Origin of the sequence: Microcoleus sp. D3_18_C4 (assembly GCF_036702355.1) — a bacterium.
In the GTDB taxonomy this organism is placed as follows: Bacteria; Cyanobacteriota; Cyanobacteriia; order Cyanobacteriales; family Microcoleaceae; genus Microcoleus.
Genome location: NZ_JAUBTF010000094.1, coordinates 1 through 16,593, shown reverse-complemented (window position 1 = coordinate 16,593; position 16,593 = coordinate 1). Strand labels below are relative to the sequence as shown.

The 16,593-nt window shown below is 46.7% G+C and carries 7 protein-coding genes; 4 read left to right on the top strand and 3 right to left on the bottom strand.

Annotated elements, in window-relative coordinates:
- A partial coding sequence (locus QUA90_RS28230; protein WP_333448555.1) for a hypothetical protein occupies positions 1–237 on the top strand: 237 nt, incomplete at its 5' end.
- A 235-nt stretch (positions 238–472) separates the two neighbouring features.
- Here QUA90_RS28230 and QUA90_RS28225 read toward each other — a convergent pair.
- Positions 473–3,409 carry a hypothetical protein gene (locus QUA90_RS28225; protein ID WP_333448554.1) on the bottom strand — a complete coding sequence of 979 codons (2,937 nt, stop codon included), beginning with the start codon at positions 3,407–3,409 and terminating at the stop codon, positions 473–475.
- Positions 3,410–3,577: 168 nt separating this feature from the next.
- Between QUA90_RS28225 and QUA90_RS28220 the strand changes: the two genes are divergently transcribed.
- From QUA90_RS28220 to QUA90_RS28210, 3 genes are all read left to right on the top strand, one after another.
- Positions 3,578–3,745 carry a hypothetical protein gene (locus QUA90_RS28220; protein ID WP_333448553.1) on the top strand — a complete coding sequence of 56 codons (168 nt, stop codon included), beginning with the start codon at positions 3,578–3,580 and terminating at the stop codon, positions 3,743–3,745.
- 25 nt (positions 3,746–3,770) lie between these two features.
- Positions 3,771–6,260: a zinc metalloprotease HtpX gene (locus QUA90_RS28215; protein ID WP_333448552.1), complete on the top strand. Its 2,490-nt coding sequence runs from the start codon at positions 3,771–3,773 to the stop codon at positions 6,258–6,260.
- A 996-nt stretch (positions 6,261–7,256) separates the two neighbouring features.
- Positions 7,257–7,826: an RNA-binding protein gene (locus QUA90_RS28210; RefSeq protein ID WP_333085264.1), complete on the top strand. Its 570-nt coding sequence runs from the start codon at positions 7,257–7,259 to the stop codon at positions 7,824–7,826.
- 482 nt (positions 7,827–8,308) lie between these two features.
- Here QUA90_RS28210 and QUA90_RS28205 read toward each other — a convergent pair whose 3' ends face one another.
- A complete protein-coding gene (locus QUA90_RS28205; RefSeq protein WP_333328680.1) occupies positions 8,309–9,316 on the bottom strand; it encodes a tellurite resistance TerB family protein in 1,008 nt (335 codons plus the stop codon).
- A gap of 320 nt (positions 9,317–9,636) precedes the next feature.
- Positions 9,637–16,251 (bottom strand): CHAT domain-containing protein, encoded by a 6,615-nt coding sequence (locus QUA90_RS28200; RefSeq protein ID WP_445300149.1) that lies wholly within the window; start codon positions 16,249–16,251, stop codon positions 9,637–9,639.
- Between the last annotated feature and the right edge of the window lie 342 nt (positions 16,252–16,593).

Below are 16,593 nucleotides of genomic sequence, written 5' to 3'. Positions count from 1 at the left end.
GATCGCCCAAATGACGACTCAGCAGCAGTATGCGAACAGGAAGTGGTGCTGTTAACGGTTGTCGGTTCGCCCAAAGGCGTCAGGGAAACCATACTCACTTTGTACCGACTGGGATTTGCAGAAGTGGGCGATTGGAGTCCCGTACAGCGTGCCGCTAATCCGAAGCAGGTGATGAGCGTGCTGATCCGTCGTTCGCGATCGGCTGACAGTACATCGCCGAGAAAATCTGGGCGGTAAGCCGCAAGGTTAAATAGCTAAATTCGAGGGCGGGCTTTTAACACTCTGTCCCTGAGTCCGGCAGTCCGGCAGGGTTTGAAACCCCTGCCTCAAAGCAAAAGTCCTCTGAAGAGGACTGAAGAATTCATTAGTCCTCTTTAGAGGACTTTTGCTATTAGCCAGGGAATTCCTTCCCTGGCGGGCTGTCGGTTTAAGGCAGGGAATGAATGCCGCGTCTTTACTCATTTCGATCGAGCTAACTGCTGACAGTATCCTCACCCAAATTATCGATAAATTCTTGCAGCCAATCGCGGCTATTGCGAGTCCAATCGCGATTAGGAGCAATGGCTAAAGAGCGATCGAACATTTCCAGCGCCTCTTGCCAATTCTTGAGTGCTTCCTGTCTCTCAAATAATTTTTCTTGCAAATCACCCAGACATCGCAGCGCATTTCCTTTGTTGGTGAGAGCAGCGATATAATCCGGTGCAATAAGTAAAACAGAATTCAAGGCTGCGAGCGCCTCAAAGCAAGACTGTTTTGCCGCCTCAAATTCACTTAGCTGTGCTTGCAATTTACCCAGGCTTAACAGCGCCTTCCCTTTGTTGTTGAGAACACCGAGATCATCCGGTGCAATAAGTAAAACAGAATTCAAGGCAGCGATGGCCTCAAAGTAAGACTGTTTTGCCGCCTCAAATTCACTTAGCTTTGCTTGCAATTCACCCAGACTTTGCAGCGCATTCCCTTTGTTGTGGAGAGCAGCGATATCATCCGGTGCAATAAGTAAAGCAGAATTACAGGATGCGAGCGCTTCAAAGTAAGACTGTTTTGCCGCCTCAAATTCACTGAGCTTTGCTTGTAATTCACCCAGACTTCGCAGCGCATTCCCTTTGTTTTTGAGAGCAGCGATATCATCCGGTGCAATAAGTAAAGCAGAATTACAGGCTGCGAGCGCTTCAAAGTAAGACTGTTTTGCCGCCTCAAATTCACTTAGGATTGCTTGCAAATTACCCAGACGTAGTAGCGCAATCCCTTTGCTGTTGAGAGCACAGATAAAATCCGGTGCAATAAGTAAAGCAGAATTACAGGCTGCGATCGCCTCAAAGTAAGAAAGTTTTGCTGCCTCAAATTCACTGAGCTCTGCTTGCAATTTACCCAGACGTAGTAGCGCAATCCCTTTGCTGGCGAGAGCATTGATAAAATCCGGTGCAATAAGTAAACCAGAATTATAGGCTGCGAGCGCCTCAAAGTAAGACTGTTTTGCTGCCTCAAATTCACTTAGCTTTGCTTGCAATTTACCCAGACTTTGCAGCGCATTCCCTTTGTTGTTGAGAGCATTGATATCATCCGGTGCAATAAGTAAAGCAGAATTATAGGCTGCAACTGCCTCTAAATATTCTTGTTTTGCCTCTACATATCGAGCAAACTGAGCATAGTAATCTCCCTCCGATCGCGAAACTCTACCAAGCCAATAATCACTTTTAATCCACAACTCATCTCTAACTTCCAGCAGCGACTTGCATTCCCCATAGCGACTTTTTTCCAAAGCTTCATCAAACACCTCTTTCCATTCTTCTACACCTCGCTGCCAATCCAAGCGATTAGCATGAAAAATTGCCTCCGCCACATTCCCCACTTCTCGGTAATGCCGCTCTAAAATTTCATGAGCTTTGCGAGTTTTCGGATCGTCCCGATCGGCATCCAATCGTCGCAATAAATCGTGAATCCGATACCAGTTATCCCCCCGCTTCTGCGATTTCCACACAAAGGAAAAACCCGTCAACATCTCAAAATTTGCACTGCTTGCCTGGAAGTGGCAACCCGATCCCAATTTCACGTACAAATCTTCATCAAAAGCGCGGCTAGCACTCAGCGAATGCACGGCAGATCGCACTTCGCGATCGACATAACTGAGCAACCGATCTGTTAATTCCGCAGTCTTGTTTTCCAACTTCGGAATCCGCGCAAAATCCGACGACATCAACTCAATTCCCCGCTTTCTTTCTGCCAGCACCGCATCCGTGCACAAACCCAAATAAAACGGATGTACCTGCAAATTTTCCCAAGGATCGTCGGGATTGACGCTGGCATATTTAATCACAGCATCTGCCAAATCTGTCTTGTCAATCTTCACTTTGTGCAAGTAATCCCTCGCATCATCCGGCGACAAATGCCACACCAATTGTGCATCTATATAATCTTCAGGAATCGGAAACCTCGACGCATTCGGCCACCGCAATTGCGTCACCGGACACTCTCGCCCCGCCACAACAACTACAATCCCCAATTTGTAATCCAAGGCCCTCAACAACCGCCGAAACCACTCATCTTGATACCAAAAAGTTGCGCCTTGAGAATTGCGTTTTTCATCCCACATTTTCTCATGAGTATCGAACAGCATCACGAGGCGAGCGGGTTTATTTTTGCCAGCCATTGTCGCATTCAAATCCCCAGCGAACAATTTCGGCAAATAGTCGGTTAACTCAGTATCAATATCTAGACGGCGAATTTCCTCCGCCTTTTCATCGCTGACGCCCAAGCGATTTTGAATTAATTTCATCGCCCGCTTGATGCCGCCCAATTTATCTATCCCTTTGAGCACCGCCACCGCTTGCGCCACCACCGGAAAATCTGCAAAAGTTTCAATTATAGGTACCACCAATTCCGCCACATCATCGGGGAAAAGTTGGTTGAGAGTTGCCTGTGATTCGCCTTTGTTCAGCAAATACCAAAAGCAAGCAAAGTCATAATTGGGAAATTTAAATTTATATTTTTTAGTGCCTGCTGCAATATTGCGCCGCAGCATCAGCAAGCCGTAAAATCTATCTTGCGGTTTATCTTCTTTAATCGGTATCAATCCGAAATCGTGCCTGACTGCGGGGATGGGAGTGTAGGTTTTAGCTGCTGCATAGCGGACGAAATTAGCAACTTCGGCGGCTTGCGAGTCAGGGAGTTCGCGCCATTTTTGCCACACCTCCGGTGCAAATCTTTTGCAGCAGTGAAACTCCAAGTGTTTTAGCAGCAATGACTTGCCGTTGCCTCCATCCCCGAAAAAATACAAAATTTGTTCTGGAGGCGGGTCTTCGTTTAAATAAAAGGCAAATCGGTGGGTAAATTCGTATCTGTCGGTGAAGAGTTGGAGTTTGCGATCGTCCCCGATTGATTCGCTTTCAAAATCTTCGTCGTCAATTGGCATAAGTGTGCGGGTGAGGTGTTAATTTAATTATAAGCAAAAATTAGATTGAATCGGCGATTGAAATCGCTTCTTGTCAAACAAAGTCCGCCTTCGCGGACTAAGAGATAAAGGAAGTATTTAACCCGGATTTAGCATAAATCTTCAGTCTTCATAGCGAAGACTTTAACTTTGAGGCAGGGGTTTAAACTCCTGCCCGATCGCAACGATCGTCCGCTGAGAGTGGCCGAAAGTTTGACTATTAAGCGGTTTCAACCGCCGAAGAAACTGCAACAAATGGTGACAGAGAAATATAGCTGTGTTAGAACAGCTATCGATCGACCAGCCAAGCTATCTTAGAAAGGACGCTAGCGAAAGCACAGTCATGGCACCTCCCACTAATCCAAATCCGGCGGATTCATCTGCAAAACAGTCTCTAGAGGCTGGGCTAGCAGCTTTGAAACAGCAGGATTACCCCACCGCGATCGCCCTTTTAGAATCCGTTACCCAAACCGCAGCTAATCAACCGTCGGGAATCCGCGCGCAGATGGGGTTGGTGGCTGCGTACAAAGCAACGGGTAACGTGAAAGAGGCGATCGCCCTGTGCTCTTCCCTCGCCAAAAGTCCCAACTCTCAAGTCAAAAATTGGGCCGATCGCGCTTTAAAAGAATTAACCCCCCCTCGCCCCCCAAAACCACCGGAAAATAAACCAAAATCCGCAGAAACTCCCCCCCAAACAGGCTTTGTCGCCTTTGATGCTGCAACTAAATCGGCGAAAAAATCGATTGGGGGCGATCGACCTACCGTAGACAAAAAAACAGGATTTTTACCTTTAGAGCCGGTTGTAGAGCCAGAAAACGCTAAATCGCAACCGATTTCCCCGCCGCCTCCACCCCCCACACGCCAGACTTCTGAACCGGAAAACTCGACAGAAACCGCACCCGATACCGCAAAAATTAGCGGCGAAAATAGTTCCGGTTCCCCAACAGATATCCCCGGAGTCGCCAGCCCAGATACTTACCAACTCACTTGGCGCCAAGCAGGGCGCGTCGCGAAAAGCCCGCGCCCCCTCAAACCGCTGAAGTTGCTGGAGTTTCGGGTGCAAGCCGTTGCAAGTGCGATCGCCCTATTTTTCCTAGCCCGGTTTGTCCTGCAATTCCTGCTGACAAACACTAATTCTCTGTTGGTTCAGCTTTACATATTCACTAGACTGCCTATTTTCGCGCCGATTCAGCTTTTTTACCGCGATCCAACTCCGTTTGTTCAGATGGTTTTTGGATTGCTTTTGGCCTCGTCTCCCTGGCTGATAGACGCGCTGCTGAAACTGTTTTGCGGCATAGAAACTCTGCGCTGGTCAGTTTTATCCAAGCACAGCAAGGAAGCTAGTCGGGTACTGCGAAGTTTTTGTACCAAGCAAAATATGCCGGTGCCGGTGCTCAAACTCTTGCCGCTGAATGTTCCTGTAGCTTTCAGTTACGGCGGTTTGCCCCGTTTTGCTCGGATTGCTGTGAGCCGGGGGCTGTTGGAACAGTTGACGGATGATGAAATTGCCACTATTTTTGCGCGGGAGTTGGGGCACATTTCTCACTGGGATTTTGCGCCGATGTCGCTGGCGCTGCTGGTGATTCAGATTCCTTACTTGATTTATTGGCAGGTGGCGCACTGGCAAGAGCGGTTGTGTGATTTAATGACGATCGAGTTTTTGCGTTCTGCTGTCAAATTTGTGGCCGCTGCAATTTCTGCTACGAGTTACGGGATTTATAAGTTGTTCAGGTGGCCGATGTTGTGGCTGTCGCGCCGCAGAGTGTATTTTAGCGATCGCACTGCTGCGGAAATTACGGGCAATCCTAACGGTTTGACGCGGGCACTGGCTAAAATTGCTATCGGCATTGCTGCTAATATCGAGCAGCAAAAACAAACTAGCTTTTTCCTCGAAAGTTTCGATCTATTGTTACCTGTAGGCGTTGGACAAGCTGTAATCCTTGGTTCTGCTGCATTACACGCGCCGCTAGAACAGATTTTGCTGTGGGATGTCAGCAATCGGGAGCGCAATTGGTTGACGGTTAACCGCGCGCATCCTTTGCTGGGAGAGCGTTTGAAGCTGTTAGCCCTCTATGCTCAATTCTGGCAACTGGAGACAGAGTTAGATTTGGCAAACGCGGGAGTGCCAGAACAACCCAGGAAAGGAAAATTGTCTCTGTTTAAGTCAATACTCGAATTTAAAGATTCAAAACTATTTTTACAGGGTGCGCCGTTTTTTGGAATTCCGATGAGTTTGGCGATAGTCGGGGTGCTTTGGCTGATTGGCTGGATTTTTTCGAGGACGAGTTTTTGGCAGTTGGATTGGCTTTGGGGCGATCGATCGATTATTTGGGGCTGTTTGCCGATCGGATTTAGCATCGGTACTTTGATGCGGATCAATTATTTCTTCCCGGATATTATACCGCGAGAAACCGCTTCGCCGAGTTTGCCGGAAATTTTGTCAAATCCCGATAGTTTGCCGCTGGATGCTGAACCCGTGCGGCTGGAAGGGCAACTTTTGGGTCGATCGGGTATGAATAATTGGCTGGGACAAGATTTGATTTTGCAAACGGCGACGGGTTTGGTGAGGTTGCACCATGTTTCGAGGTTTGGCTACATTGGCTCTTTGTGGCCATTTTTGTTCAAAGAGACTACTCGCCCTAGCGATTTGATCGGAACATCTGTTGTGGCGACTGGTTGGCTGCGCCGGGGTGCTACTGTGGCGATCGACCTTGAAAGTCTCCGCACTCAAGGAGGGAGGGTTAGTGACAGCGGACATCCGATTTGGTCTGCGATTTTGGCTTTTGCTGCTGCTTTTTGGGGCGCATACATTATTATCCAGGGCCCAAGGTGAGGAAGAGTTGTCCGATTTTGGCGTGAATCGGTCTCAACGCGCAGCCAGGATTAGTTTTGAGTTAAACAGCGGAGGGGCGATCGGATTCTGGACTTGCTCCCTAGGCACCCTAGAGTCTATCCGTTACAAAATCCGTTACAAAATCCGTTACAAAATCCGTTACAAAATCCGTTGCCGAACTTCCCTCGTAAAGAAAAGTTGCTTTTTTGCCAGCCCTCTGTTACATTAGTTTACATGAATTGGATTGAACCAAATAGCGCGATAACTTCAGTTGGCTAAAATCCCTTAAGGCATTGCGTAAAAATTGTCAACATCCCAACACAGCAAGTACAGCCAGCCGCTTGTCGGCTGTTTTTTTTCTACCGCTATTTTTGCTGTGCGGGATGAATTCTCAAAAGTGATTGAGATGTGGTTTCCGTTAAATTCCGACTGAAATCTTCCTAAATAACTAGCTCTGTTACCAAGGCTGTGATACCTTTAAAGAATGCTCGGACTCTGCCGGGCCTGATTTAAGGGATACCGGGTAAATGAGTAGTTCTCAGCATTAGGAGCGAGATTAGGATCGAGGTAAGATTACTGGCTGAAAAAATGTTAGCCATTTTATCCATCACTGTATTAAACTGAATACTGGCATTCCGATCGCTTGCAATTGACATCCTTGGACATAAATTTCTAGACGGCGCTGGCTATAAACATTCTGAATCAAAACCGGAAGCAAGTAATACAGAATAGCCAATAGCCTAAACATTTGAGTGATGACTAAAAGTTTACACAACAACCTGAGATTTAAAAGCTCTCTGCATCGGCGGTTAAGTTCCGGCCTTATCAGAGTAAATCATCTTTTGGTTCTAAAAGGTGGGGGGATCTGTCAAGGTTGGTGGGAGGAATGCGCCAATTCTCGGGTTATGTGGTGTTTGCCTGAAGTAAATATTCAGTTGACTTCAGGTAATTCTGTTCGAGCAAATTAATTAAAACCCAAGTCGGGAGGAAATTTTCATGTCTATTCGTCTTTATGTTGGCAATCTACCGAAGGAACTCGATCGCCTAGAATTGCAAGAAGTTTTTGCACCGGAGGGCGAATCTGTTACCACCAAGGTAATTACAGACCGCAAAACAGGAAAATGCAGAGGATTCGGTTTTGTGACGGTGCTAACCGACGAACAAGCCGACCAAGTTATTGAGAAATATAACGGCTTGATGTTCAAAGAAAACCCGCTGAAAATAGAGAAGGCATTGCCCCGCTCTAAGGGTAAATCTGAGAAGGGCGAAGACGATCAGCAGCAGTCGCCGCAGTCACCGCAGTTGGTGTCGGCATCGGCGTCTGTGCCTATGCCTGTGCCTGCGCCCCAGCAACAGCAGCGCTCTGCTTCGGCTCCTCCTACCCAAGGTGGAGGCGGTTCCAGCAAAAGCAATCGCCGTCGGGGTGACAACAACAAGTCTCGCCGCAATCAGTCAGCAGCAACGGTGTCGAGCCCTGATTCCGGCTCGGTGCAGCCAGATCCGCGCTGGGCGAGTGCTTTGGAAGAACTCAAGCAAAGATTGGTGGAAGCTCAGACTACTAATTAGTCGAAAATGGCGGCTAATTGCTGCTGCCTCTCGACTGTGGTTGACTGAATGTATCTGGAAGTGCGATCGAGAATCGGTCAAAAAACCCTGTTCTCGATCGCACTCTTTTATAGTAAAAAACCTCTAATATCTAGCAGTGCGGTAAAATAAGCGCGATCGGGCAAGTAATGAAAACTCAAGTCCTGACTACCAACCAGTTAGATTTTGGTCGATCAACCGAACACGATGTCATATCGTTTCCGGTTGCATCGGAATAATAAAATCGAGTCAACAGTTAACACTCAACCATTCAGTTTTTCGACCCGCCCGTCAACAGTCAACAGTCAACAGTCAACAGTCAACAATTCCGGAGGAGTGACCAGAATTGATCTCATATCCTGAGAATGGTTGGCAAAAAAACCCGGTTTCTCTAAAAATATAGGGTTGAGCAGCGAGACATCTAGAAAGAAACCAGGTTTTTAGCCCGTCTAAACAAGTCATTTTTATTCGATCGGCCCGAATTCGATTGTCTCAATAAACTCAAAAATCTTGTTCATAATTCCCTCAACTTCAGACTCCAGGGAACCCAATTCATCCCCCTCCTGATAAATTCGCTGACAGCTTACCGTGTAGCAAAAATCGTCAGCAATAAAAGCCATAAGTCCCCGGTAAGCATCCAGTCGAGTCAGAGAGCCATCGTTTTCTTGCACGCTGATAGTTGCACCCGCAGGCAAATCGACAACCACGAAATAAGCTTCTTCATCTTCTAAATATTCCGCGTGGAGTAACTTAGAATTGGCAACATTAGCAAGAATTGCCTGAGAAACAAAATTGTCGAGAAAAGACTTGAGATAAGCTTCCTCGCCAACCGACTCGATTGTTTCTTCCACTTCACCAGCAACAGGGAAATAATCAATTTTCAGCAAAACGCCAAAGTCATCTGAAAATGCGACACAGCTTTCTTGATCATCAATTTTACCGCCTCGTTGATCATCAACTGGAATGGGAACGCTAAAATTGCCTTCAGGAGATACGTACCATGCCGCATCGAAATCAGACTCTTCGCCCTCTACTTCCGAGTAAGCAGCAATTACATCCTCAATAATTTCTGCTGCTTCCTCATCTTCCACACCTAATGCTTGCTGGAATTCTTGGAGAAAAGCCTCGTGCTTCTGGGATATTTCGCCATCGGCGACAAACATTGCTGCGGTTATTGCAAAAGTATCCAAAACTAACTCATCTGGCATAGATTCCCAAGCAGTATTAAATAATGCTCCTAAACCATCTTGGGCGACAATACCGGCGAGTCTTTGAAACATTGCTGACATATCATCTTCCGAGTATTCAGCAAATATTTCGGATTCCCAAAGTATGCTTTCTAAGATATCAGCATCCGTGTCAGGGGAATTTGCCTCTGCTGCCACAAATGCTACCGCTGCTACTGATTCTTCTAAAGTCAAGCTTGCTTCGGATTGGTCTTCTGAATTGAATATTTTATCAAACTTGGCCACAGGTTTTGCCCCGCTAGTGTTTAGTTTTGCTATTCATAGCAAATTTATGACATAAAAAGATAGTCGTCAATCGATTTTAGATTTTAGATTTTAGATTTTAGATTTTAGAATTGACCCCACGGATCAATTCGGGGGCTCCTTTATCGGATACAGGTTTTTTATTTCTGGGTCCTGAGTCTGCTTTCGGAATGAATCCGGGGCTTGTATCCTGGATGCTTTCGGTCAGGGATACTCTGGGCGCCGGACACGGCGCCGTGCTGTTTCCCTACAGATATCGCACCCGACACGGCACTGTGCCGTTTCCCTGCCGATATCGCCTATTACCAAGGACTGCCAATTATTGTGAATCCGGCCCAAAACTTGGGATGAGATAAATCTGCATTTGCTACTTGTGTGGCTTGATTAATGTCGATCGCGCCTTGAGTTCCCCGCAATTGACCGTCTTTTACTACAATTTGTTTGTGGATCATTGCCAGTTGAGCTTTTCTGAGCGCTTCAGCTTTAATTGGGGCCGATCGCAAATTGCCATAAAACTCCGTCATCAGTCCCAAAGTGCCGATATCATTAACTTTCCACAAACTTGCCAAAGCTGATTTTACACCGCTGCGGACGGCCAGTCCAGCAAAACCCATTTCTGCTGCTGTACTGTCACCGATCGCAGTTTCGCACGCACTCAGCACTAATAACTCGACTTGTCGACGATGGTACCACTTCGCCAACCTAAATTCATCCAGTGCCAAAGAGCTGTCCCACAAATCAATCTCAGCTTCTCTTCTTCCATTTTCGCCTTGAGGAAAACTGGCGTGAGTAGCTAAGTGAACGATTCCAAATGCCTGTTGTTCTCGCTGCTTTCTCAGGTTTTCTAGGGTAAAGTCTTGATTGAGAAAAGAGCGGCCTTGCCACAAGGGAAATGCTGCTTGATTTTGCGTTTCTGTTCTCCTCCCGGCGATCGTAGATAATTCGATCGGCACCGCACGCAAAGGAGGTTTATCAGTGTGGGGAAATTCGGAAGCACCCATTGCTAAAACTTGAGCGTTTTTCAAACTTTGATAATTGGTGTTAGTCAAGCTGACACTGGGAAGTGATCCTACACTGTACTTTTCTACTAGAAATTGCTTGCCGTCGTGCAAAGCGGATAGTGGCAGTTGGCGCAAACCAGCATCAAAGCAAAACACTAGCGTATCTATATTTAATGCTTCTAAATTTGAACTAATCGGCGCAATTAACCACTGGTAAAGTTGCTGAGAAATGGGCAAATGTTCTTCACGTTGCAAATCATTTGGTTGACCCAAAGAGCGATGAAATTCTGCCACTTTTTCCAGCAAAACTGCGTTAGATACAGGAATATTTCTGAGAATCGGAGGGCCGTCTGGAACTACTAACACTAGGGATAATTCTTCGAGACGGACGATCGCGTAAACAATTACAGCTTGCTTCCCGGTTTCCTCCTTAATTGTTTTCAGAGTTTCTCTCAGATATTGAACGTTGATTTTTTTATCCGTGAAATTTTCCCCATAATAATTTTCGTAGTCTTGTTCAAAGAGCTGGTCAATTAGAGCAATAGCATCGTTAGCATTGCCTTGTTCTAAAGTTTGTTCCACGAGCAATCTGCTTTGTGAGGGAAAGATATTTGGGATATCTGCAGGTGCGGGATTTTCTGCGATCGGAGGGGGAGTGGGAGTTGGCGCGGGAGTTGGGGCGGGGGCTGGAATTGTTGCAGGCGATGGAGTTGGTGCGGGAATTGGAGTTGGTGCGGGAATTGGTGCGGGCGCTGGAGTAATAGTCGGTGAATCTTGAACTGGCGCTGTATTTATTGCAGCCATTCTCTCCCAAACATCCGAAAGATTGAAATCAAATGGTTCAGAATTAGCAATCGGTAAACTAGGAGTTTGATCGATTATTTCTGGCGGAGTTTCTGCGACTGAAACAGTTAAATTGTCAGTAGATGGCTGTAAAGAAATTAGGTTATTTGCTTCGGCTCCGGCAATGGTGTTAACTGACGGGGTGTAAGGGAGTTCTAGGGAGATAATTGTTTCATTGTTACGATTCCAATCTAATTCGGTATTTCCCGTTTCAGTATTTTGGTTGATCGAGGTTTGTGCTCCCAATAAATCGCCAATTAAAAAAGCTAACTCCTGTTGGGGAGTTTGGCTTGGGCTGACAGCGGGTGCGGGTACGATCGCGCTTGTAGGCACGGGTACGATCGCACTTGCAGCCGCAGGTACGATCAAGGTTGCAGGTGCTGGCTGAATCTGAGTTACAGGCAGGGTTACAGAGCCAAGAGGAGCTGCAGGCGCTGGATTTGGCGCGTTTGAAGGTTGGGGGGCGATCGTAGGTTGAGAGGCGAGGGAGGAGGTGATTTGGGAAACAGAGGGAAGGGTAGGTGTCGAAGCTATGCGGGCAGCAGCGTTTGGCGTTGTGGGTGTTGAGGGCTGTGTGGGGCGCGCGCGGGGTGGCAGTACGAATGAATCGGGCAATTCAGGTAGTCGGAAGTCGAGGGGAAAACCAGGTATCGGATCGGGTGTTGCCGAAGGTGCGATCGAAGTTTCGGGAATTGGGGCAGGTGCGATAAATATTTGGGGAATTGGGAAAGGTGCGATCGAGCTTTCCGGTGTTGCCGAAGGTGCGATCGAGCTTTCCGGTGTTGCTGAAGGTGCGACGGGTAAACGCGGTGGGAGTTGCCGTGAAGGTGTGCTTACGGGCGCTGGAGTATCTGCGGGTGTGGGTGCAGGCGTGGGAGTAGCTGCGGGTGTGGGTGCGGGCGTGGGAGTAGCTGCGGGGGCGGGTGCAGGCGTTGGAGTAGCTGCTGGTGCGGGGGTGGGAGTGGCTGCGGGTGTCGGTGCGGGGGTGGGAGTGGCTGCGGGTGTCGGTGCGGGCGTGGGAGTAGCTGCGGCTGCGGGTGTCGGTGCAACTATTGGCGGCGGCACGGAGATAATTTGAATGCGATCGACATCCTGTTTGTGAGTATAAAGATAGGAGTTATCCCGCAAAATTGTTTGAATAGGATTAGAATTTCCCCTAGTAATTGCACCCGCCGTTCCATTTATGGCAGAATCACCCACAATAAACGGCGTTAATCCTGCGCCCCCGTGGCGGATAATTATAGTACCGCCCCTGCTATCTCCAGGATTTCCAGCCGTAGAAATGCTAGCATTGATGCCGTTTCTGTCTGTGAAGGAATTGATCGATCGAAAAAACCTTCCCATCTGAATCTCGACATTGCCTCCCGTACCCTTGCCGAGACTACTTTGAGCGTTAATTTGACTCGCAGTAATATCGCCCGCAGCACTGCGGTTATAAGCCGTGACATTCCCTGCATTCCCCTCAGCCGAAGAGTCAATTTTACCAACATTAATACTTCCGGTAGCGTCGAGCAAGATACTGCCGCCATTACCAGCAGACGATGTATTGATATCGCCTGCAGCAATATTAGTTCCAGCGCTCAGATCGATATTACCGCCAGTGTTAGGGGAAGTCGCATCAAGATTTTTAGTTGTGATTTCTCCGTTCTCACTAAACAAAGAAATTCCGGCGGGTGAGGTGATATTTTGGGCGGTAATATTATTCGTAGTAATAATGTTAATAGCACCGGACGTTTCGGAAATATCATCTTGAATACTGACGCTGTTGAGGGGAGAGACACTGCCCACAGCATCACCAAAATCAACACTTCCCGCATCGGGTTGAACAGTCAGACTGTAAGGCCCGTCAACAGTAGACTTAAAAGTAATATCGCCAGTATCTAAAATTTTGACCGACAGGTTATTACCTAATGTTACCGGAGCGTTAAAAGTAATATTATTGCGGTTAGTTTCTATCTTGCCACGGGCAGTAATAGAGTCATTTGCCTTGACATCAATATTGCCACCAGTCACAGTAATACTGGGAGCGAAAGTGCGGGAATTAATATCCGATGTCGAAACAGTTCCGCCAGCATTTATGGTGATATCTCCACCCTTACCATTTGCCGCAGCGGTAATAATTGGGCCTGCTGTTGTGTCGATATTACCGCCGCTTTGAATGCGAAGATTGCCACTATTGGCATTGAAGCCGCTTAATAAGAGGGCGCTACCAATTCCTGCCGTACTGATGTTGGTTCCAGCTTCGAGGGAAATATTGCCGCCGTTGTTACCGCCGATCGCATTGATGATTCCGGCGGTAGTGTCGATCGCCCCGCCGCTTTTGAAAGTTATTGAGCCGCCGTCTTGATTGCCGATCGCCCGGATGTCGCTGGTAGTAATATTTCCCCCAGCATTTAGATTAACATTGCCGCCTATATTAGTTTTAAGATCGGGAGATGAACCGTCATAACTTGTCAATAGCTGATCTGTAGTAATATTGCCATTGCTATTAGTAAACTTAAGATTTCCACCCTGTATTCCCGATACTAAGACATCGCCTATATTAATGTCACCGCTAGTAGTAGATAAAGTAACATTGCTACCGTTGCCGTTATTAGAAGTAGCCGTGATAGCGGTTCCTGTTGTCGGTGTTGTGATGCCGGTGCTGGCTTGAATAGTAATATTTCCAGCAGCGCGATCGCCCGTGACATCTATCGCTCCGGTATTTATGGAACCGGCAGTGCTCGTAAGTGCGATCGGGCCGCCGTCTTGATTCGCCGCTACATTGAGATTGCCAGTCGTAATATTGCGATCGGCACTCAAAGTAATTGATCCACCATTGTCCGGTAAAAAAATCGTAGCATTTCCTGAATCCTGAGAGCTGGTTGCATTTAATTTTCCTATAGTGATGCTGCCATTCGTGCTAGTAAAATTAACAATTCCGCCTTGCAATTTACCATAGTTTAATACGTTACCTGTTATAATATTTCCACTGGTAAACAGAGTAATATTGCCACTATTACCGCCATCTGAAGAATTATTGATTTCGCCAAGCTGGATATTGCCATTTACGCTCGTAATATTGATATTTGCACCATCAGATTGTGAAGGGTCTTCACTGTAGGTTAATATCTCACCTAAAGTAATATTCCCTCTTGCTTGTACATTGACAGAGCCAGGAATGCCGAGAGGAGCGCTATTACTCGTATCTATAGATCGGGGAGTCTGGAAAATAATAGAACCCTGTTCGCTGATGATACTAACATTACCGCTATTTCCATTAGCCTTGATGAAACCATTATCCCTACTAACAGTTTCTAAACAAAACCAGGAAGTAGCACAGCCAATCAAGATATCGTTTTTTGCTTTAATGGTAATATTACCCCCTCCATTAGGTGCGGAAGTAGTTATATTTTCCGCACCCGCTGTATTTCCTGCTATAAAAGTAAAGCTGCCACCTGCATTCACCGTAATATCACCGCCAACGCCATTACCAGAAATATTCTTAGCAAGAAGTCCTTCTGTTGAAATATTTCCCCCAGCACTCAAAGATATATAACCAGCATCACCCGCTATATTAGAGACTGAAATAACTCCCGCTTGTATGTTGCCTGTAGCTTGCATAATTATAGGACCTACGTTATTGGGCTGGTTGTTATAATTGTCAATTCCTCCTACTTGAATGTTGCCACCAGATCGCAAAATTATCGATCGCGAAGTAGCCAAAATAAATTCATCTGTACCAGGAGAAGCATTAGCAAAAGCTGCATCTGGACTTGTGATTGAAATCCCACCGTTAAAAGTAATACTTCCAGTACCTGAAGTCGTATCTACCTTGAGGGAAGCCCCCGTATATCCCCCAGATATATAGTCATTGGGCTGCGTAAATATTGGATCATATAAACTGATGAAATTAGCAGGTCTACCCGACAAATCGAGAATTGACATATTACTGCCACTTCTAAAGTGAGCATCTGTAGATATCATGCCATCACTCGCTAAAGTCAAATTTCCGCCGCTCACAAAAGGCGTTTGCGAAAGATGATTCAGCGCCAAAAGATCGATACTTTGATTTCCCTGAATGTAGAGATTACCCCCAGCATTTGCCACAAACGGATTTGCCACACTGTCGCGCACCCGCACTGTATTGTCAGCCAGCAAATTCAAATCGCCAGTTGTACGCAACTGACTTTCAACTAATGTCAAATTGCGATTAGCTGACAGCGTTGCAGTGTCCGCATTTACACCTTTAGCAGTGACATCTCCATTCTCTACCTGCAAACCAGAACCCGTTAATTCTATTTGCCCTCCAGCGTTGACTGTCACCCCCGTTGCATTTCCCCCGCCACCCGCCAACAACTGCGGCAAAGATGCAACTGGCAACACCCAATTTTGAGGCAAACTCCCAGCTACAGATTGCGGCTGAATCTCCAAACTCAACAGATTTCCCGGTTGACTAATTCTGACTAAACTCTCGCCGGGAACCGCCGCAACAATAATATTTCCTCCCGGTGCAGAAAGTTGTCCGGTACTCAAAACAGTGCCGCCCAATAAAGTTAAATTTTGCCCTTGTCCCACGGCCAAATTGCCTAAATTGACAATTCCTCCCGGTTGCGTATTTGTAAAAGCAAAACTATTAGGATTTCCGACTAATAAAGCATAATTATTCGTACCACCCGCACTAAACCAATTATTGCCAAAACCCATGCCCGTCGCAGTAGTCGCAGTGAAAGCAGCAGGCACGTTCAAACTAGAATTTGCGCCGAAAACAATCCCCGCCGGATTCATTAAAAATAAGTTGGAATTGCCGCCAGTTATTTGAATTAAGCCGTTAATTAGCGAAGCATCGCCGCCGACAACTCGCCCTAAAATATTGCGAATATTGGGATTTGATATAAAGTTAGCAGTTTGTCCTTCAGTTAAACCAAATTGTTGGAAACTGTGAAAGAGATTTGTGCCGTCGCCGGATTGTTGGCCGCCGTTGATGTTGAATTGGTTGCCGCTGGGAGTAATTTGAGTATTCGTGCCGTCGGTTGCGGGGGTGATTTGGGCTGTGGCTGTTTGGGATGGGGTGAAAAGTCCTATTTCCCACATTACTAAGGTGGTGAATGAGAGGAATGTGAAGAAAAAGCGGGGTTTTATGTGTGTTGATTTCATGGTTTTGTTAGTAGATGATATCGAGTTTACTCTGAATAATTGCGAAAGTCCGCCAGCGCCCTCTGACAGTCCCAAAGTCCGCCAGGGAATGAATTCCCTGGCTAATAGCGAAAGTCCTCTGAAGAGGACTGTAGAAAAAACTTTGATAACAGTGCGCTGAAGAAGACTGTAGAAAAAACTTTGATATCAGTCCACTTTAGTGCAATACGGTTCAGTTAAGGCTATGCAGTGCTTAAAACAATAAATACAGGAGGATTCATTATGATTCCAGTACCTCTG

Bases quoted from the DNA above. Each gene is read 5' to 3' on its own strand.
- QUA90_RS28225 (WP_333448554.1), bottom strand. From the start codon at position 3,409: ATGCCAATTGACGACGAAGATTTTGAAAGCGAATCAATCGGGGACGAT.
- QUA90_RS28215 (WP_333448552.1), top strand. From the start codon at position 3,771: ATGGCACCTCCCACTAATCCAAATCCGGCGGATTCATCTGCAAAACAG.
- QUA90_RS28210 (WP_333085264.1), top strand. From the start codon at position 7,257: ATGTCTATTCGTCTTTATGTTGGCAATCTACCGAAGGAACTCGATCGC.
- QUA90_RS28200 (WP_445300149.1), bottom strand. From the start codon at position 16,251: ATGTGGGAAATAGGACTTTTCACCCCATCCCAAACAGCCACAGCCCAA.